This window comes from Cryobacterium lactosi, from assembly GCF_004403945.1.
Lineage (GTDB): Bacteria > Actinomycetota > Actinomycetes > Actinomycetales > Microbacteriaceae > Cryobacterium > Cryobacterium lactosi.
On sequence record NZ_SOHM01000018.1, the window covers coordinates 78,658 to 97,552 of the forward strand.

The 18,895-nt window shown below is 68.4% G+C and carries 17 protein-coding genes and 1 riboswitch; of the genes, 12 read left to right on the forward strand and 5 right to left on the reverse strand.

Going from position 1 to position 18,895, the window contains the following annotated elements:
• Positions 1-38: 38 nt before the first annotated feature.
• Together E3T61_RS09375 and E3T61_RS09380 are read right to left on the reverse strand one after the other, a co-directional pair.
• Positions 39-1,139 carry a BMP family lipoprotein gene (locus E3T61_RS09375; protein ID WP_134640591.1) on the reverse strand — a complete coding sequence of 367 codons (1,101 nt, stop codon included), beginning with the start codon at positions 1,137-1,139 and terminating at the stop codon, positions 39-41.
• A 207-nt stretch (positions 1,140-1,346) separates the two neighbouring features.
• Positions 1,347-2,468 (reverse strand): mannose-1-phosphate guanylyltransferase, encoded by a 1,122-nt coding sequence (locus tag E3T61_RS09380; protein ID WP_134640592.1) that lies wholly within the window; start codon positions 2,466-2,468, stop codon positions 1,347-1,349.
• A gap of 78 nt (positions 2,469-2,546) precedes the next feature.
• Here E3T61_RS09380 and E3T61_RS09385 point away from each other — a divergent pair, with 78 nt between their 5' ends.
• The 10 genes from E3T61_RS09385 (at position 2,547) to E3T61_RS09430 (ending at position 11,950) form a co-directional block, all read left to right on the forward strand.
• Positions 2,547-3,701 carry a glycosyltransferase family 4 protein gene (locus tag E3T61_RS09385; protein WP_134640593.1) on the forward strand — a complete coding sequence of 385 codons (1,155 nt, stop codon included), beginning with the start codon at positions 2,547-2,549 and terminating at the stop codon, positions 3,699-3,701.
• Between the two features lie 178 nt (positions 3,702-3,879).
• Positions 3,880-4,296: a succinate dehydrogenase, cytochrome b556 subunit gene (sdhC, locus tag E3T61_RS09390; protein ID WP_134640594.1), complete on the forward strand. Its 417-nt coding sequence runs from the start codon at positions 3,880-3,882 to the stop codon at positions 4,294-4,296.
• A gap of 12 nt (positions 4,297-4,308) precedes the next feature.
• Positions 4,309-4,761, forward strand: a complete 453-nt coding sequence (locus E3T61_RS09395) for a succinate dehydrogenase hydrophobic membrane anchor subunit (protein WP_134640595.1) — start codon at positions 4,309-4,311, stop codon at positions 4,759-4,761.
• Positions 4,762-4,788: 27 nt separating this feature from the next.
• On the forward strand, positions 4,789-6,603 hold the full coding sequence (gene sdhA / locus E3T61_RS09400; RefSeq protein WP_134640596.1) for a succinate dehydrogenase flavoprotein subunit: 1,815 nt from the start codon (positions 4,789-4,791) through the stop codon (positions 6,601-6,603).
• On the forward strand, positions 6,603-7,364 hold the full coding sequence (locus tag E3T61_RS09405) for a succinate dehydrogenase iron-sulfur subunit (protein WP_134640597.1): 762 nt from the start codon (positions 6,603-6,605) through the stop codon (positions 7,362-7,364). Before sdhA ends, E3T61_RS09405 begins: the two co-directional genes overlap by 1 nt.
• 92 nt (positions 7,365-7,456) lie before the next feature.
• Positions 7,457-8,530: a YihY/virulence factor BrkB family protein gene (locus E3T61_RS09410; RefSeq protein WP_134640598.1), complete on the forward strand. Its 1,074-nt coding sequence runs from the start codon at positions 7,457-7,459 to the stop codon at positions 8,528-8,530.
• 39 nt (positions 8,531-8,569) lie between these two features.
• Complete coding sequence (locus tag E3T61_RS09415) at positions 8,570-9,427, forward strand: exodeoxyribonuclease III (RefSeq protein WP_134640599.1); 858 nt, start codon at positions 8,570-8,572, stop codon at positions 9,425-9,427.
• A 52-nt stretch (positions 9,428-9,479) separates the two neighbouring features.
• A complete protein-coding gene (trpS, locus tag E3T61_RS09420) occupies positions 9,480-10,484 on the forward strand; it encodes a tryptophan--tRNA ligase (protein ID WP_134640600.1) in 1,005 nt (334 codons plus the stop codon).
• Positions 10,485-10,506: 22 nt separating this feature from the next.
• Complete coding sequence (locus tag E3T61_RS09425) at positions 10,507-11,139, forward strand: GNAT family N-acetyltransferase (RefSeq protein ID WP_134640601.1); 633 nt, start codon at positions 10,507-10,509, stop codon at positions 11,137-11,139.
• Positions 11,140-11,203: 64 nt separating this feature from the next.
• Positions 11,204-11,950, forward strand: a complete 747-nt coding sequence (locus tag E3T61_RS09430) for an HAD family hydrolase (RefSeq protein ID WP_134640602.1) — start codon at positions 11,204-11,206, stop codon at positions 11,948-11,950.
• A gap of 200 nt (positions 11,951-12,150) precedes the next feature.
• Here E3T61_RS09430 and glpK read toward each other — a convergent pair whose 3' ends face one another.
• The 3 genes from glpK to E3T61_RS09445 all read right to left on the reverse strand — a co-directional run bounded on the left by glpK (position 12,151) and on the right by E3T61_RS09445 (position 16,367).
• Positions 12,151-13,668, reverse strand: coding sequence for a glycerol kinase GlpK (gene glpK, locus E3T61_RS09435; protein ID WP_134640603.1), 1,518 nt, complete (start codon positions 13,666-13,668; stop codon positions 12,151-12,153).
• 59 nt (positions 13,669-13,727) lie between these two features.
• Positions 13,728-14,492, reverse strand: coding sequence for an MIP/aquaporin family protein (locus E3T61_RS09440; protein ID WP_134640604.1), 765 nt, complete (start codon positions 14,490-14,492; stop codon positions 13,728-13,730).
• 141 nt (positions 14,493-14,633) lie between these two features.
• The gene (locus tag E3T61_RS09445; RefSeq protein ID WP_241992484.1) at positions 14,634-16,367 is read right to left on the reverse strand and encodes a glycerol-3-phosphate dehydrogenase/oxidase; all 1,734 of its coding nucleotides are present in this window, start codon (positions 16,365-16,367) and stop codon (positions 14,634-14,636) included.
• A 174-nt stretch (positions 16,368-16,541) separates the two neighbouring features.
• On the opposite strand from E3T61_RS09445, the gene E3T61_RS09450 reads away from it, so the two are divergent.
• A complete protein-coding gene (locus E3T61_RS09450) occupies positions 16,542-17,516 on the forward strand; it encodes a sugar-binding transcriptional regulator (RefSeq protein WP_241992485.1) in 975 nt (324 codons plus the stop codon).
• A gap of 75 nt (positions 17,517-17,591) precedes the next feature.
• Positions 17,592-17,723, forward strand: a riboswitch (FMN riboswitch).
• A gap of 83 nt (positions 17,724-17,806) precedes the next feature.
• Positions 17,807-18,895 (forward strand): bifunctional diaminohydroxyphosphoribosylaminopyrimidine deaminase/5-amino-6-(5-phosphoribosylamino)uracil reductase RibD, encoded by a 1,089-nt coding sequence (gene ribD / locus E3T61_RS09455; protein WP_241992486.1) that lies wholly within the window; start codon positions 17,807-17,809, stop codon positions 18,893-18,895.

Here is an 18,895-nt window from a genome sequence, read left to right on the forward strand (position 1 = left end):
CTGTGCGGTGTTGCCGGTGTTGTGCTCCCGGCGACGGGTTACTTGGGCGTGGCGTCGCTCGTCACGACGATGTCGCCGGCGATGATCGCTGCCTTGAGGTCGTCCAGCTCGGTGACCAGGGCCGGGTCGACCTTGGACTCCCAGTCGTGCAGCGGGGCCAGGCCGACGCCCTCGTTCTCAAGGGTTCCGACGTACGGGTCGGAGGAGAAGTCGCCCGCGGCCGCGTCGGTGATGATCTGGTCGGTGGCATCCGTCATCGACTTCATGATGGAGGTGAGGTACAGCGCCGCGAACTCGGGCGTGGTCTCGAACAGGTCGCTGTCGACTCCGACGATGGCGACGTCCTTGCCGGACTCGCTGATGGCCTGCGCGGTGCCCTGGAAGAGCGGGCCGGCGACCGGGAGGATGATGTCCGCACCGGCGTCGATCAGGCCCTGGCTGAGCGTCTTGCCCGCGCTGATGTCATCGAAGCCACCGGCGAACAGGCCCTCCTGGGTGTCCTTCGACCAGCCGGTGAGCTTGACGTCGGTCTTCTTCTCGGTGTTGTAGTACGCGATGCCGTCGGCGAAACCATCCATGAAGATGGTGACGGACGGGAACTGCATGCCACCGAAGGTGCCGACGGTGCCGGTCTTGGTGGTGCCTGCAGCGAGGTAGCCGGCGAGGAACGCGGCCTGCGCGGTGTCATAGAGGACCGGCTTCACGTTGTCGAGCGTCAGCGGGCTGAAGTCGTCGTTGGAGAGGGCGGAGTCGATGATCGCGAATTCGACGTCGGGGTTGGCCTGCGCAGCGTCGCGGGTGGCGTTAGCCAGGGCGAAACCGACGGTGAGGATGAAGTTGCAGCCCTGGTCGACCATGCTGGTCACGTTGCCGGAGTACTGGTCCTCGGACGTGGACTCGGCCTGCTTGAACTCAACACCGAGCTCCTCGGAGGCCTGGGAGATGCCCTCGAAGCTGGACTGGTTGAAGGACTTGTCGTCGAAGCCGCCGAAGTCGGAGACGACGCAGGGCAGGAAGTCCGATGCGGCGTCGTTGGAGCCGGCGTCGTCGGTGGGGGCCGGCGCACACGCCGCGAGCAGAGCGAGAACGCCGAGTGAGGCAAGGCCGCCGAGCGTTGCCTTGCGGGTCGTGATTGTCAAGATTGACCTCCAGATGAGGCCCGGCGTGGGATCGCGCGGGCTGCTATATGGTCTACACGTTACCCAGAACAGCCCTGCTCAGATGAGCAAACCGACACTGTAGCCAAAAGGTTATCAAGCCGCGACATTTCGGAAATCCGGACGACACAAATAGTCATCTACCGGGCCTATTGATGAGAAACCCTCGCGGCTCGGCCCGTACGTCGGCTACAGGACGTCGGAGCTGCCCGACAGCCGCAGCGCGTCGACGACGGCCTTGACCTTCTGGGCGTTCGCGCTCGTGGTCACCAACAGTGCATCGGGGGTGTCCACCACCACGATGTCGTCCACACCGATGAGCGCGATCATGCGCTTGGTGTGGCTGACGACGATCCCGCTGGAGGAGTCAGCGAGCACCCGGGCGCCCTCGCCGAGGATCGCCAGGTCGCGCTTGCGGCCGTTGGCGTGGATCTTGGCGATCGACGCGAAGTCCCCCACGTCATCCCAGTCGAACTGGCCGGGGATCACGGCCAGGCCGCCCCTCGCGGCGACGGGCTCGGCGACGGAGTAGTCGATGGCGATCTTCTTGAGCTTGGGCCAGACCTGGTCGACCACGGCGCCGCGGCGCGGGGTGTCCCAGGCCTCCGCCAGTTCGAGCAGGCCGGCCAGCAGCTCGGGCTCGGCCGCGCCGATCTCCTCGAGCAACCGGTCGGCGCGGGCGATGAACATGCCCGCGTTCCAGAGGTACTGGCCGCTGGAGAGGTACCGCTTCGCGGTGGCCGGGCTGGGCTTCTCCACGAACGAGTTGACCGACTGGGCGCTCGGCGCGCCGGGGATGTCCAGGTCCGCGCCGGTCTTGATGTAGCCGAAGCCGATCGCCGGCTCGGTGGGCTGGATGCCGATGGTGACGATCAGGCCGGTGTCGGCGGCGGCGATCGCCTCGACGACGGCCTGGCGGAACGCAGCGGGGCCCTTGATCACGTGGTCGGCGGCGAACGAGCCGATGATCACGCCGGGTTCGCGGCGCTCGAGGATCGCGGCGGCCAGGCCGATGGCGGCTGAGGAATCCCGCGGTTCGCTCTCCAGGACCACGTTGAGGTCGGCCAGCTCAGGCAGCTGCTCCTCGACAGCGGCCCGGTGCGCCCGCCCCGTGACGACCATGATCCGCTGATCGCCGGAGAGCGGGGCCAGCCGGTCCCAGGTGGCGCGCAACAGCGTCTGGCCGCTGCCGGTGAGGTCGTGCAGGAACTTGGGAGCATCGGCGCGCGACAGCGGCCAGAGCCTGGAGCCGATCCCGCCGGCGGGGATCACACTGTAGAAGCGGTCGAGGGCAGCGCTGGAGTGGGACATTGCGCCAGACTACCGGTCCGTCTGCCCTGTTCATCCAGGGTTCACCGCACGGATGTGCTGGCTGCCTACTCTGGCGGCATGAGGGTTGCCGTCGTCAGCGAAAGCTTCCTCCCCACTGTCAGCGGGGTCACCACGAGCGTCTGCAAGGTGCTCGGCGAATTACGCCGCCAGGGCCACGATGCGCTGGTGATCGCCCCGTCCGGCGCCCCGGCGTCGTTCGCGGGTTTCCCGGTGCACACCGTGCCCGCACTGTCCTACCGGCAGTTCCCGGTGGGCCTGCCGAACCCGAGGGTTCTGGGCCTCCTGTCCGACTTCCAGCCCGACGTGCTGCACGCCGCGTCGCCGTTCCTGCTGGGCGCGCAGGGCATCGCCTCCGCCCGGCGTCTGGGCGTGCCGAGCGTCGCCGTGTTCCAGACGGATGTGGCCGGTTACGCCAACCGCAACCGCCTCGGCCAGGCCAGCAAGCTGGCCTGGCGGTTCGTGAAGTGGGTGCACGACGGTGCCGACCTCACCCTGGTGCCCTCGACGGCGTCGATGCGGGACCTGCGCCGCATCGGCGTGCAGCGCCTGGACCTGTGGACCCGCGGCGTGGACCTGGACGGCTACCACCCCAACAACCGGCGGGACCCTGAGGTCGCGGCACTGCGGCGGCGGCTGGCCCCGAACGGCGAAGTGGTGATCGGTTACGTCGGCCGAATCGCCCCGGAGAAGCAGGTGGAGAGGTTCCGGGCCCTGCGCGGCCTGGCCGGGATCAGCATCGCCCTGGTCGGCGACGGGCCGTCCACTCCCCTGGTGACCCGCGCCCTGGCCGGCCTGCCGGTCACCTGGCTCGGCCGGCTCGCCGGCGCCGAGCTCGCGGCGGCCTACGCCAGCTTCGATGTGTTCCTGCACGCCGGCACCGAGGAGACCTTCGGCCAGACCCTGCAGGAGGCGCACGCGGCGGGCCTGCCCGTGGTGGCGCCACGCGCGGGCGGCCCGATCGACCTCGTCGGGCACGGCACCGACGGTTTCCTCTTCACCCCCGACGACGAGAGGGACCTGCGCCGGCACGTGGCCGCGCTCGTGGCGGATGCCCCGCTGCGGCACCGGATGGGCGAGGCCGGGCGGCGCGCCGTGCTCGGCCGCAGCTGGGAGAACGTCTGCGCCACCCTGTTCGACCACTACCAGCAGGTCATCGACGAGAGCCTCGCCCGCCGGGCGGAAACCCTGGTGCCGCTGGCCCAGCGCCGCTGAACGAACATCCGTTCACCCGACAGGGCCCAAAGCCTCTGGTCATGTCGACGGGCCGCCCACGGCTTAGGCAGCCCTAACCAGACTTATGTCGCCATCGAGACATAGAATGTCTGTACGTGTTTGTTCAACGATGACACCTCGTTCGCAGGGGTCACGACTCAGCCAGGGAGGGTTGGTCATGCCACAGAATTCGGCAGAGGCCCTGACAGCTCAGCGGAAGACGACCTCGCGTCGCCCGGCCGGAACGCTCTACCGTGGCCGTGAGGGCATGTGGTCCTGGGTCCTGCACCGGATCACCGGGGTGGCGATCTTCTTCTTCCTCCTCGTACACATCCTCGACACCGCACTCGTGCGGGTCAGCCCCGAGGCGTACAACGCCGTGATCAGCCAGTACCAGACGCCCATCATGGGCCTGGGCGAGGTTGCCCTGGTCGGCGCGATCGTGTTCCACGCCTTCAACGGCCTGCGCATCATCGCCATCGACTTCTGGAACGCGAAGTACCAGCGGGTGCTCTTCTACGTGGTGATCGGCCTCTGGGTGATCACGATGCTCGCCTTCACACCCCGTCACCTGATCAACGTGTTCAGCCACTAGGAGGACGAGATCATGACAACGACACTCGCCGCCCCCCGCAGCCCCTACTCCCGTGACCCGCAGCGACGCGGTGTGAACTGGGAGAAGTGGGGCTGGATCTACATGCGCGTCTCCGGCATCGTGCTGGTCGTGCTGATCTTCGGCCACCTCTTCGTGAACCTCATGGTGGGCGAGGGCGTCAGTGCCCTCAACTTCGCCTTCGTCGCCGGCAAGCTCGCCAACCCGTTCTGGCAGTGGTGGGACGTGGCCATGCTCTGGCTCGCCCTGATCCACGGCGGCAACGGCATGCGCACGCTGGTGAACGACTACGCCACAACCCGCGTCAGCCGCGGCATCCTCAAGTCAGCGATCCTCGCCGCCGTGGTCATCCTGATCGTGCTCGGCACGCTCGTGGTGTTCACCTTCGACGCCTGCCCGGCCGGCCAGCCCGCCGACCTTCTGCCCACTTTCTGCCAGGCCCTTTAGGCCCTCGAGGAGCTGTAAAAAACTTTCATGACGGATGCACCTGTGACCAAGCCCGCCGAATCCACCATCGTCGACGGAGTGCACTATCACCAGTACGACATCGTGATCATCGGCGCGGGAGGAGCGGGCATGCGGGCCGCCATCGAGGCCGGACCGAACGCATCGACCGCTGTGATCTCCAAGCTCTACCCCACCCGCTCGCACACCGGTGCAGCGCAGGGCGGCATGGCCGCAGCCCTGGCGAACGTGGAGGAAGACAACTGGGAGTGGCACACCTTCGACACCGTCAAGGGCGGCGACTACCTCGTCGACCAGGACGCCGCGGAGATCCTCGCGAAGGAAGCCATCGACGCGGTCATCGACCTCGAGAACATGGGCCTGCCGTTCAACCGCACCCCCGAGGGCAAGATCGACCAGCGCCGCTTCGGCGGCCACACCCGCGACCACGGCAAGAGCCCGGTGCGCCGTGCCTGCTACGCCGCCGACCGCACCGGCCACATGATCCTGCAGACGCTGTACCAGAACTGCGTCAAGCGCGGCATCAACTTCTTCAACGAGTTCTACGTGCTCGACCTGATCATGACCAACGTCGACGGCGTCGACCAGCCCTCCGGCGTGGTGGCCTACGACCTCTCCAGCGGTGAGTTGCACGTCTTCTCCGGCAAGGCGTTCATCTTCGCCACCGGCGGTTTCGGCAAGATCTACAAGACCACCTCCAACGCGCACACCCTTACCGGCGACGGCGTGGGCATCATCTGGCGCAAGGGCCTGCCGTTGGAGGACATGGAGTTCTTCCAGTTCCACCCGACCGGCCTGGCGGGCCTGGGCATCCTGCTCACCGAGGGCGCCCGCGGTGAGGGCGCCATCCTCCGCAACGCGTCCGGCGAGCGGTTCATGGAGCGCTACGCGCCCACCATCAAGGACCTCGCCCCGCGCGACATCGTGGCCCGCTGCATGGTCAAGGAGGTCGCGGAAGGTCGCGGCGCCGGCCCCAACAAGGACTACGTCTACCTGGACTGCACCCACCTGGGCGCCGAGGTGCTCGAGACCAAGCTGCCCGACATCACCGAGTTCGCCCGCACCTACCTCGGCGTCGACCCGGTCACCGAACCGGTGCCGGTGATGCCCACCGCGCACTACGCCATGGGCGGCATCCCCACCAACGTGAAGGCGGAGGTGCTGCGCGACAACACCACCGTCGTGCCCGGCCTCTACGCCGCCGGCGAATGCGCCTGCGTGTCGGTGCACGGCTCCAACCGGCTCGGCACCAACTCGCTGCTGGACATCAACGTGTTCGGCAAGCGTGCGGGCAACAACGCCGTCGAGTACGTCAAGACGGCCGAGTTCGTGCCGCTGCCCGAAGACCCGGCGAAGTTCGTGCGGGAGCTGCTGGCCACCATCCGTACCTCCACGGGCACCGAGCGCATCGCGGTGCTCCGCCGCGAGCTGCAGGAGGTCATGGACGCCAAGGCTCAGGTGTTCCGCACCGACGAGTCGCTGCGTGAGGTGACGGAGACCATCCACACCCTGCGCGAGCGCTACAAGAACATCGGCGTGCAGGACAAGGGTCGCCGGTTCAACACCGACCTGCTCGAGGCCGTCGAACTGGGCTTCCTGCTCGACCTGGCCGAGGTTGTCGTGTTCTCCGCCCGCAACCGCAAGGAGAGCCGCGGCGGCCACATGCGCGACGACTTCCCCCTGCGCGACGACGTGAACTACCTGCAGCACACCATGGCCTACCTGTCGGGCGACGCGCTGTCCGCGGATGCTGCCGACCACATTTCGCTCGACTGGAAGCCCGTGACCATTACGCGCTACCAGCCGATGGAGAGGAAGTACTAGTGAGCACCCCCACCCTCGAGAGCCCCCCAGCCGTTCCCGAAGAGATCCAGTCGTTCACGGTCACCCTGTCGGTGCGCCGGTTCAACCCGGAGACCGACGAAGACCCGCACTGGGAGAACTACGACGTCGAGATGTACGCGACGGACCGCATCCTGGACGCTCTGCACAAGATCAAGTGGGAGCAGGACGGCAGCTTGAGCTTCCGCCGCTCCTGCGCGCACGGCATCTGCGGCTCCGACGCGATGCGCATCAACGGGCGCAACCGTCTGGCCTGCAAGACCCTGATCAAGGACCTCGACATCACCAAGCCGGTGACGGTGGAGGCCATCAAGGGCCTGCCGCTGGAGAAGGACCTGATCGTGGACATGGAGCCGTTCTTCGAGTCCTTCCGCGAGGTGCAGCCGTTCCTGATGGCGCAGAACACGCCCAAGGACGGCAAGGAGCGCATCCAGACCGTCGCCCAGCGCGAGCGTTTCGACGACACCACCAAGTGCATCCTCTGCGCGGCGTGCACGTCGAGCTGCCCGGTGTTCTGGACCGACGGACAGTACTTCGGCCCGGCCGCGATCGTCAACGCGCACCGGTTCATCTTCGACTCCCGCGACGAGAACGCCGCCGTGCGCCTGGACATCCTCAACGACAAGGAAGGCGTCTGGCGCTGCCGCACGACCTTCAACTGCACCGAAGCCTGCCCCCGTGGCATCCAGGTGACCCAGGCCATCGCCGAGGTCAAGCAGGCCATCATGCGTGGCAAGCCCTAAACCCCTTACGGGTTTCTAACGAACGGCGGCCTTCTGGCCGCCGTTCGTCGTTTCGCACCGGGTCGGCCGCACCCGCTGGTTAGGCTGGGTCGATGAAGATCGGCGACCTCATCAAGCGTGTCATGGCCTCACGACCGGCGCGGGTGTACACCCACTTCGGCCAGAGCCGCGGACCGATTCTGGCCGCCGGCATGGCCTACCAGGCGATCTTCGCGATCTTCGCCGCGCTCTGGCTGGTGTTCTCGGTTGCCGGGCTGTGGCTGGCCAGCAACCCCCAGCTGATGGACCAGCTGTTCGTGCTGATCAACCAGTCCGTTCCCGGCCTGATCGGAAAGGACGGCGTCGTCGACCCGGCCGACCTGGGCAACACCGGGGCGCTCACCTGGAGCAGCGCCATCGCCCTGGTCGGCTTGCTCGCCACGACTCTCGGCTGGCTGAACACCACCTCGCAGGCCGTGCGCGGCATCTTCGGGATGGGCCAGGAGACCACTTTCTTCGTGCTGGTGAAACTGCGCGAACTCGGCCTCGGGCTCCTGTTCGGCCTGGCCCTGGTGGTATCCGCCGTGATCTCGATCGTGAGCACCGAACTGCTCCGTGGTTTCCTCGGCCTCTTCGGCCAGGGCGCCGACTCGTTCTGGTTCATCGCCTCGAGCCAGGCGGTCGGGCTGCTGATCGTGCTGATCATCGACACCATCACCCTCGCCGCCCTGTTCCGGTTGCTCTCGCACGTGCGCATCCCGTGGAAGAACCTGCTGGTGGGCTCGCTGCTCGGCGCGATCGCCCTGGGGGTGCTCAAGGTGCTCGGCGCCGCCCTGCTCGGCGGCGCGGCGAAGAACCCGCTGCTGGCCGGCTTCGCGGTGATCATCGGTCTGCTGATCTGGTTCAACCTCACCTCCACCGTCACCCTGATCTCCGCATCCTGGATCGCCGTGGGCATGCAGGACGCGGGCATCCCCCCGGCCACGCTCAGCGCTGACGAGACGAAGAAGCTCGCCGAGGAGAAGGAAGCCGAGGCGCTGCGCCTGGCCGCCGCGGTAGAGCTGAGGCAGGCACGGCTGGCGCGGGAGAGCGCATCCTGGTTGCACCGATTCGGCAGCAACCGGCGGTTGCGCCGCGCCGAACAGCGCGCCGAGAAGTACGGCGTCACCGAGCCGGCGGAGCGGTAGCCCCGGCCGCACGTCGGTGGCACTCGGTAGAATCGGCGCATGCCGTCTTCTCCCGCATCAGAGTCCGTCCGCCCCCTGCGCATCGCCAGCATCAACACCAACGGCATCCGCGCCGCTTTCCGGAAGGGCATGGGCGACTGGCTCGAAACCCGCGACGTCGACATCCTCGCGATCCAGGAGGTGCGCGCCGCCACCGAAGACATCGAGGGCCTGCTCGGGCCGGACTGGAACATCCTGCACGACGCCGCCTCGGCGAAGGGCCGCGCCGGCGTGGCCATCGCCAGCCGCAAGAGCGCGTCGATCCACCGGGTCGAGCTGGGCCACCCCGACTTCGACAGCGCCGGCCGCTGGCTCGAGGCTGACTACGAGGTGAACGGCAAGATCGTCACCGTGGTGAGCACCTACGTGCACTCCGGCGAGGTGGACACCCCCAAGCAGGTCGAGAAGTTCACCTTCCTCGATTCCATGCTCACCCGGCTGCCCGAACTGGCGGCGCACAGCGAGCGGGTGGTCGTGCTCGGCGACCTCAACGTGGGCCACCGCAAGTTCGACATCAAGAACTGGAAGGGCAACGTCAAGCGGGCCGGCTTCCTGCCCGAGGAGCGCGCCTACTTCGACAAGATCCTGGGCGCCGAAGACGAGGCCGACTACAACAACGGCGCCGGCCTGGGCTGGGTGGATGTGGGCCGCAAGGCCGCAGGCGAGATGGACGGACCGTTCACCTGGTGGTCCTGGCGCGGCCAGGCGTTCGACAACGACACCGGTTGGCGCATCGACTACCAGCTCGCGACGCCCGCGTTGGCGGCATCCGTCGTGAACTACACGGTCGACCGGGCGGAAGCCTACGACCAGCGCTGGAGCGACCACGCCCCCGTGGTCGTCGACTACGCCATCTGATTGCTGTTTTTGCCGCCTGCGCGGCCTCGAACCTGACGAAATGACTTCTCCTATGACCAAGACCCGCCTCTACTCCGGCATGCAGCCGTCCGCCGACTCGTTGCAGATCGGCAACTACATCGGTGCGCTGCTGAACTGGAAGAAACTGCAGCAGAACCACGACGCGTTCTTCTCGATCGTGGACCTGCACGCCATCACCGTGGCGCAGGATCCGGCGAAGCTGCGCGAGAACACCCGTGCCACCGCCGCTCAGTACATCGCGGCGGGCATCGACCCGGCCGAGTCGACCCTGTACGTGCAGTCGCACGTGGCCGCGCACGCGCAGCTGGCCTGGGCTCTGAACACTCTCACCGGGTTCGGCGAGGCCAGCCGGATGACCCAGTTCAAGGACAAGTCCCTCAAGCAGGGCGCCGACGCCACCACGGTGGGCCTGTTCGCCTACCCGGTGCTGATGGCCGCCGACATCCTGCTGTTCCAGAGCGAGATCGTGCCCGTGGGCGAGGACCAGCGCCAGCACGTTGAACTCACCCGCGACCTGGCGGCCCGGTTCAACTCGCGCTTCGGCGACACCTTCACGGTGCCGGAGGCCTCGATCATCCGCGACACCGCGAAGATCTACGACCTGCAGAACCCCACCTCGAAGATGTCCAAGTCGGCCGAGTCGCACGCCGGCGTGATCTGGATGCTCGACGAGCCGAAAGTGACCGCTAAGAAGATCATGCGCGCCGTCACCGACGCCGAGGGCGGTGTGGTCTTCGACCGGGAGAACAAGCCCGGCGTGGCCAACCTGCTCACGATCTACTCCGTGATGGCGGAGCGGTCGATCGAGTCGCTCGAGGACGAGTACGCGGGCAAGGGCTACGGCGACTTCAAGAAGGGCCTGGCCGAGGTGGTCACCGAGACCTTCGGCGCGATTCGGGGACGGGTGCTGGAGCTCCTCGACGACCCGGCCGAACTGGACCGGATCCTGGCCGCCAACGCCGACCGGGCCGCCGCGGTGGCCGACGTCACCCTGGCGACCGCGTTCGACCGGATGGGCTTCCTGGCGCGCCGCTGAGGCGCGCTCTGGTGGTGTGCTGATGCGTCCGGTCGAGCTGGCCTCTCCGCTGGTGCGGCTGGATACGCCGCAGGGCGCCGACGTGCCGCGGGTGTTCGAGTACTGCCAGGACCCGGTGATGCCCGAGTACCTGGCCCGGCTGCCCTGGCCGTACCGGCTCGCGGATGCCACCGACTTCGTCACCGGCTACGTGCCGGCCGCGTGGGCCGGGGACCAGGAGTACACCTGGGCGGTGCGCGATTCGGCGTCGCCGGAGTTGCTCGGCGTGATCAGCCTGAGCGTGCCTGTGCCGGCTGGGGTGGATGCGGCTTCGGATGGGGCTGCGGCTTCGGCTTCGGCGGTCCGCTCGAGTTCGATCGGGTTCTGGCTGGGACCGGCGCATCGGGGCCGTGGCCTGATGGTCGAGGCGCAGCGGTTGGTGCTCGACTGGGGCTTCGGCACCGGTCTCTGCGACACCGTGCACTGGGAGGCCGTGGCGGGCAACCTCGCGTCGGCCAGGGCCGCCCGGAAGGCCGGGTTCCGCTACACCGGGCTGGGACCGGCCGGGATCGCGTACCGCGACGGCACGCATCCGCCGTCGTGGAAGGCCGTGCTGCACGCCACCGACGACCGCACAGCGCCCGCGGGCTGGCCGGCCGAGGTCGTGGGCGCGTGAGCGGTGCCGTGCGCTCCTGCGGGCGACTGTGGCCGGTGAGGCTGCCGTGACCGGTGGGACGGGTGTGACCGCGCCGACGCTGGTGCTGTTCGATCTGGACGACACCCTGTTCGCGCACCGGGAAGCCGTGGCCGCCGGCATCCTCGGCCACGTCGCCGCGCAGGGCGGCCGGGGTGCGGCCGCCGACCCGCACGACGTGGTGGCGCTGTGGAACGCTCTCGAGGAGCAGCATTACCACGCCTATCTCGCCGGTTCGCTCGACTTCGCCGGGCAGCGCGGCGCCCGCGCCCGCGACTTCGCGGCGGCACACGGGGTGCAGCTCACGGCGGCGGAGGCCACCGCCTGGTTCGAGGACTACTTCGTGCACTACCGAGCCCACTGGCGCCTGCACGCGGATGCGCTGCCCTGCCTCGACGAGCTGGCCCGGCGCATCCCCGGGGTGCGGTTCGGCCTGATCACCAACGGGGAGCTGGCCTACCAGAGCGTGAAACTGGCCGACACCGGCCTGGACGCCCGGGTGGAGCACGTGATCACCTCGGCCGAGTTCGGCCTGGCCAAACCGAGGCCGGAGATCTTCCTGCACGCCTGCGCCCTGTTCGGCGCCGAACCGACCCGCTCGGTGTACGTGGGCGACCGCCTCCGCACCGACGCCATCGGGGCCGCCGCCGCGGGGCTGACCGGGGTGTGGCTGGACCGTCTCGGCTCCGCGGGCCCTCCCCCACCGGAGGCCGACCTCGCCGAGGCCCGCGCGCTGGGCGTCATCCGTCTGAGCGGCCTCGCGGAGTTGCCCGCCCTGCTCGCCGCCCGGTAGCCGAACCCGGGCCGATGCGCGGCTCTGTGGCCGTTAAGAGCGGCCGCAGGCGGGTGAGGCGGGGCGGCACGGGCGCCATGCGGGGTGGGCGCCGCCATGCGGGTGGCGCGCCACCCGCATAGCGGCGCCGCACCCGCACAACTCAGAAGAGTGGCGGATGCGGCGTCTACCGGGTCCCGGCGGCTACCGGTCTTGCCCGGCTACAGGACGTCTTCGTCGACCCAGTCGAGGGTCTTGGTGACGGCCTTCTTCCAGTTGCGGAGCAGGCGGGCACGCTCGGCTTCCTCCATGTCGGGCTCCCAACGGGCGTCTTCCTGCCAGTTCGAACGCAGCTCGCCCAGGCCGCTCCAGAAGCCCACGGCCAGTCCGGCCGCGTAGGCGGCTCCGAGCGCGGTGGTCTCGGCGACGACCGGGCGCACCACGGGCACGCCGAGGATGTCGGCCTGGAACTGCAGCAGCAGGTTGTTGCCGGTGGCACCGCCGTCGACCTTGAGTTCGGTCAGCGGCACGCCGGAGTCGGCGTTGACCGCGTCGATGACCTCGCGGGTCTGGAACGCGATGGCCTCCAGGGCCGCGCGGGCGATGTGGCCCTTGTTCACGAACCGGGTCAGGCCCACGAGCGCGCCGCGGGCATCCGAGCGCCAGTACGGCGCGAACAGGCCACTGAACGCCGGCACGAAGTAGGCGCCGCCGTTGTCGTCGACGGTGCGGGCGAGCGCCTCGATCTCGCTCGCCGACGAAATCATGCCCAGGCTGTCGCGCAGCCACTGGATGAGCGACCCGGTGACGGCGATCGAGCCCTCGAGAGCGTAGTGCGGTTCGGCGTCACCGAGCTTGTAGCCCAGCGTGGTGAGCAGGCCGTTCTTGGAGTGGATGATCTCGGTGCCGGTGTTGAAGATCAGGAAGTTACCGGTGCCGTAGGTGTTCTTGGCCTCGCCCTGGTCGAACGCGGCCTGGCCGAACGTGGCGGCTTGCTGGTCACCGAGGATGCCGGCGATCGGCACCTCGCGCAGCAGACTGTGCTCGTTGACCGTGCCGTAGACCTCGCTGGAGGAGCGGATCTCGGGCATCATCGAGCGCGGAACGCCGAAGATCCCGAGGATCTCGTCGTCCCATTCGAGGGTTTCCAGGTTCATGAACAGGGTGCGGCTGGCGTTGGTGACGTCGGTGGCGTGCACGCCGCCCTCGAGGCCGCCGGTGAGGTTCCAGAGCACCCAGGTGTCGGTGGTGCCGAACATCAGGTCGCCGGCCTCGGCCTTTTCGCGGGCGCCGTCGACATTCTCCAGGATCCAGGCGATCTTGGTGCCGGAGAAGTAGGTGGCAAGCGGCAGGCCGACGGTGGCCTTGAACCGGTCGCCGCCGCCGTCCGCGGCGAGCCGGTCGACGATCGGCTGGGTGCGGGTGTCCTGCCAGACGATGGCGTTGTAGATCGGCAGGCCGGTGGTGCGGTCCCAGACCACGGCGGTCTCCCGCTGGTTGGTGATGCCGACGGCCTCGATGTCGTGCCGGGTGAGGTTGGCCTTGGACAGGGCCTGGCCGATGACCTGGCGGGTGTTGCCCCAGATCTCCATGGGGTCGTGTTCGACCCAGCCGGCGCGGGGGAAGATCTGTTCGTGCTCGAGCTGACCGGTGGAGACGATCGAGCCGGAGTGATCGAAAATGATCGCTCGGGTGCTCGTGGTGCCCTGGTCGATGGCGAAGATGTACTTGTCACTCATGTCGGAACTCCTGTGTTGGGACGTGGCTGTTTGAGATTGATGGGTGGATCGGGTGAGGATCAGGCGAGGATGGGCAGCAGCACCAGCGAGGCCCAGCCGGCCAGCACACCGCCGATGACGGGTCCGGCGACGGGAACCCACGAGTAGGACCAGTCGGATCCCCGCTTGCCCTTGATGGGCAGCAGGGCGTGGGCGATGCGCGGGCCCAGGTCACGGGCCGGGTTGATGGCGTAGCCGGTCGGCCCGCCGAGGGAGGTGCCGATCACGATCACCAGCAGGGCCACCGGCAGGGCGCCGAGGGCCGCGAGGCCGCCGTTCTCACCCTGGCGACCGCCGCCGAAGGCGATAACCACGAACACCAGCACGAACGTGCCGATGATCTCGGTGACCAGGTTCCAGCCGTACGAGCGGATGGCCGGACCGGTGGAGAAGACGCCGAGCTTGTTCGCCGGCTCCGGCTCCTGGTCGAAGTGCTGCTTGTACGCCAGCCAGACCACGACGGCGCCGATGATGGCGCCGATCATCTGGGCAGCGATGTACACCAGCACCGAGACGACGTTCACCGGCACGCCGGAACCGAATTCGGTGGCTCCGGAGGACACCAGGCCCAGCGTGACCGCCGGGTTCAGATGCGCACCGGAGTTGTACGAGACGATCACACCGGCGAAGACCGCGAGGCCCCAACCGATGGTGACCATGAGGAACCCGGCGCCGAAGCCCTTGTTCTTCGTGAGGGCGACGTTGGCGACAACGCCGCAGCCGAGGAGCACTAGGAGGGCAGTGCCCACCAGCTCCGAGAGGAATACAACACCGAGATTGTCCACATTGACCTTTCGTGTTTTTCCGTACCCGCGGGAAATTGTGCGGTCCTGACACGCTACCGAGTCAAAAACAGCAAAAAGATAGCCCCACGCGCACGTTTGTGCAGATTGGGAGGCGGGGAAGTCCCCCACCTCCCGTCTGGTTTACGGGGCCGGAACGGCCTCTGACGCGCCCATCAGGTCGACGCCGTGCACCTCGGCAAGCTCCTGGCCGGCCTGGGTCACCTCGTCGGCGGTGCGTGCGGCGTCCCAGCCGAGCACGGGGGCCAGCACGCCGGCCAGTTCCTCAAGCAGGGGCACGGTCAGTCCGCCGATGAAGGCGAGGCTGGTGCGGCGCAGCAGCAGGTCGATCAGGTGGGTGACCGACTCCTCGCGCGCCAGGTACTCGATCTCGCGGCGGGTGTAGAGCGGGTTGTGCGCCAGGGGCGCATCCGCCGCCTCGGTGAGGAAGTCGATGATCGCGCCGGCGCGGGTGCCGTACCGGGTGAGCAGCGCCTGGGCGCGGTCCCGGCCGACCTCGTCGCCGTGGGCGGCGAGCCACACCGTGTGGGCGGCCGCGGTGGCCGGGAAGTCTTTGCCGCCACCGATGGCGAGCCCGACGGTGGACACCGTGCGGGGCTGGCCGAGCAGGCTGAGGATGTCGCCGCTGAGGTGCTCGGCGAGGGCGCGGAAGGTGGTCCACTTGCCGCCGACCAGGCTGAGCAGGGTGCCGGGGCGTGCGCCGAGCGGGGTGGACTCGATGCGGTAGTCGCGGGAGACGAAGCCGGGGGCCTCGTCGTCGTGCCTGGGCAGCGGCCTGACGCCGGCGAACCTGAACACGATGTGCGAGCGGTTCACCTCGATGTCGGGGAACACGTGCTTGACCAGGTCGAAGAAGTAGTCGATCTCTTCTTCAGTGGTGCGGATCGGCTGGCTCATGTCGTGCTCGAGGTCGGTGGTGCCCAGGAGCACTCGACCGGCGAGCGGGTAGATCAGCACGATCCGGCCGTCGTTATTCTCGAAGAAGATCTCGCCGCCGCCGGTGGCCGCGTAGAGCTCGGGGTGGTCCAGCACGATGTGGGAGCCCTTGGTGCCGCCCATGTAGGTGCTGGCCTGGCCGAGCGCGGAGTTGGTCAGGTCGGTCCACGGACCGGAGGTGTTCACGACCACGTCGGCGGCGAAACTGAATTCCTCACCGGTGACGGTGTTGCGGAGGCGCACGCCGTCGGCATCCATGCCCACGGCTTCGACGTAGTTGGCGGCGCGGGCGTGCGGGCCGGTGTCCAGGCCGTCGCGGAGCACGTCCAGCGCGAGGCGCTCGGGGTCGTGCATCGACGCGTCGTAGTACGTGGCGGTGTACTTGAGGCCGGGGTTCAGCCGCGGCAGGCGTTCCAGTGACTTCTTACGGCCGTGGAACTCGTGCTTGGGCACCGAGCCGCCGTCGCGGGAGAAGGAGTCGTAAAGCACCAGCCCGACCTTGATCAGCAGCGCACCGCGCTCCTGCGCCTTGCCCTGCTTGTGGGTGAGGAAGCGCAGCGGGGCGGCCAGTACTCCGGAGAGCGCGGAGAACATCGGCACCGTGGTCTTGAGCGGCTTGACGTAGTGCGGCGCGATCTTGAGCAGGCCGTTGCGCTCGGTGACCGACTCCTTGACGAGGCGGAACTCGCCGTTCTCCAGGTAGCGGATGCCGCCGTGGATCATGTGCGACGACGCGGCGGAGGCGCCGGAGACGAAGTCGCCCCGGTCGACGATGGTGACGTCCACTCCCTGCAACGCCAGGTCGCGGAAGGTGGCGATGCCGTTGATGCCGGCACCGATGATCAGCACCTTCGCGTTGGGGCGCTCGGCGAGGGCGGATCGGGCGGAATCAGCAGGTGAGGAGAGGGGGATGGACTGCACTGTTCACTACCTTTGTTCGTCATTCGGCCGGGCGGTTAACCGGGTGGTGCTCGACCGAATTGGTGCGGATGACCCAGCCGGGTTTGCGCGGGGGCCCTCCATATGGATTAATCAAGCTTGAGTAGATCAATCACATCTGGTCAAGCCGAGTGAACAAACGTGCAAGGAGGGGCCGTGAGCCTCGTCGACGAGTCAGCGCAGTCCGATCGGGTGCGGGATGCCCTCACCGCCGCGCACCTGTATTACATGCAGGACCTGACGATGGATGCCATCGCCCACGAACTGCACACCTCCCGCTCGTCGGTGTCCCGACTGCTCAGTCACGCCCGCGCGACCGGCCTGGTCGACATCCAGATCCGCTCTCCCCTGGACGCGCCGAGCCGTCTCGAGCTGCTCATCCAGGAGCGTTTTCAGATCACCGCGCACGTCGTTCCGGTTCCCGATCACGCCTCGGATGTGGACAGATTGGAGCGGGTGGCGCTTTCGGTTGCACGAATTCTCGGTCAGTTCTTCGACTCGAACATGGTGATGGGTATCGCCTGGGGCTCCACGATGAATGCCATCAGCCGCCATGTCACGCCCAAGCAGACTCACGGGTCGCAGATCATCCAGCTCAACGGCGCCGGCAACATGCGCACCACCGGCCTCAGCTACGCCAGTGAGATCCTCGGCCGGTTCGGTTATGCGTTCGGCGCGCACGTGCACCAGTTCCCGGTGCCGGCGTTCTTCGACAGCCCGGCCACCAAACAAGCCCTGTGGCGTGAGCGCAGCGTGAGCCGGCTGCTCGAGATGCAGGCGCGGATGGACGTGGCGCTGTTCGGCCTCGGCTCGCCGTTCTCCGAGGTGCCCAGCCATGTCTACGCGGGCGGCTACCTGGAGGAGGCGGACTACGCCTCGCTCAGCCGCTCCGAGGTGGTGGGCGATGTGGCCACCATCTTCTTCCGGGCGGACGGCTCCACCGACGGGATCCCGCTGAACACCCGCGGCACCGGGCCGGATTTCGACGTGCTCCGGCGCACTCCGCGCCGGCTCTGCGTGGTCTCGGGAACGGCGAAACTGCCGAGCCTCCGTGGGGCGTTGAAGGCCGATCTGATCACCGACCTGTTCGTCGACGAAAGCACCGCCCGGGCCCTGGTCGCCACCATCTGACGGTACCCAGACGTCGTCAGGTTACGTCGGGAATACCGCACCGGCCTGCGCGTTGAGATATAACTGGATATAAGAAACGTGCTCCGGGGTCGGTGAGAATCCGAACCGGCGGTGAAAGTCCGCGAGCCGGGACCTGATGTTTGGGTACCGGTTGAGCTGGTGAAATTCCAGCACCGACGGTTAAAGTCCGGATGGGAGGCGCACGGATCGATGGTTCCTTGTGAACCGTCGACGGCTTTCGCGTACGCGAAAACCCCCTCCCGGAGAGCGTCACAACGACGGGACAGGGAATGCAGCAGCAGCACACGCTCGAGCGCTCGATGCGTCGAGCCCTGCAGCTGGCGGCCAACGGCCCGGCCGAAGGAGTCAACCCCCGCGTCGGCTGCGTGATCCTGAGCCCGGCCGGCGAGGTTCTCGCGGAGGGCTGGCACCGCGGCGCCGGCACCTGCCACGCCGAAGTGGATGCCCTCGCCCAGCTGGCCCCCGGCGGCGCCCGCGGCGCCACCGCCGTGGTCACCCTCGAACCCTGCAACCACACCGGCCGCACCGGCCCGTGCGCGCTTGCGCTCATCGACGCCGGCGTGGCCCAGGTGGTCTACGCCGTCGCCGATCCCGGACCGCACTCCGCCGGCGGGGCCGAGCGGCTGCGCACGGCCGGCGTCGACGTCACCGGCGGCCTGCTCGCCGCCGAAGCCCAGGCCTTCCTGGCCGACTGGCTGGTGTCGGCACGCCTGGGCCGCCCGCACGTGACCGTGAAATGGGCCTCCAGCCTCGACGGCCGCGCCGCCGCCGCCGACGGCTCCAGTCAGTGGATCACCGGACCGGCCGCTCGCGCAGACGTGCACGAGCGCCGCTCCGGCGCCGACGCGATCCTCGTGGGCACCGGCACCGTTCTGGCCGATGACCCGGCGCTGACCGCCCGGGCCGCCGACGGCACCCTGCTCGCCCACCAGCCGCGGCCCGTGGTGGTGGGGCGACGCCCGGTGCCGGCCGGTGCGGCCGTGCACGGGCATCCGCTCACCCCGTGGTTTCTCACCGAACACGACCTGCCCACGCTCCTCGGTGACCTGCGCGAACGCGGCATCCGCCGGGTCTTCGTGGAGGGCGGCCCCACCCTCGCCAGCGCCTTCGTGCGCGCGGGCCTGGTCGACGACTACCTGATCTACCTGGCGCCCACCCTGCTCGGCGGCGACAGGCTCGCCCTGGGCGACATCGGCGTCGCCGGCATCAACGAGCAGCGACGGCTGCGGATCGGCGCGCTGCGCCACCTGGGCGACGACCTGCTGCTGGTCGCCCACCCCGCACTGCCGGCGGCCGCGCCCGGCACGACCCCACCCACCGATCAGACCGCCACCGCCACCCCGGCCCAGACAAGTTGA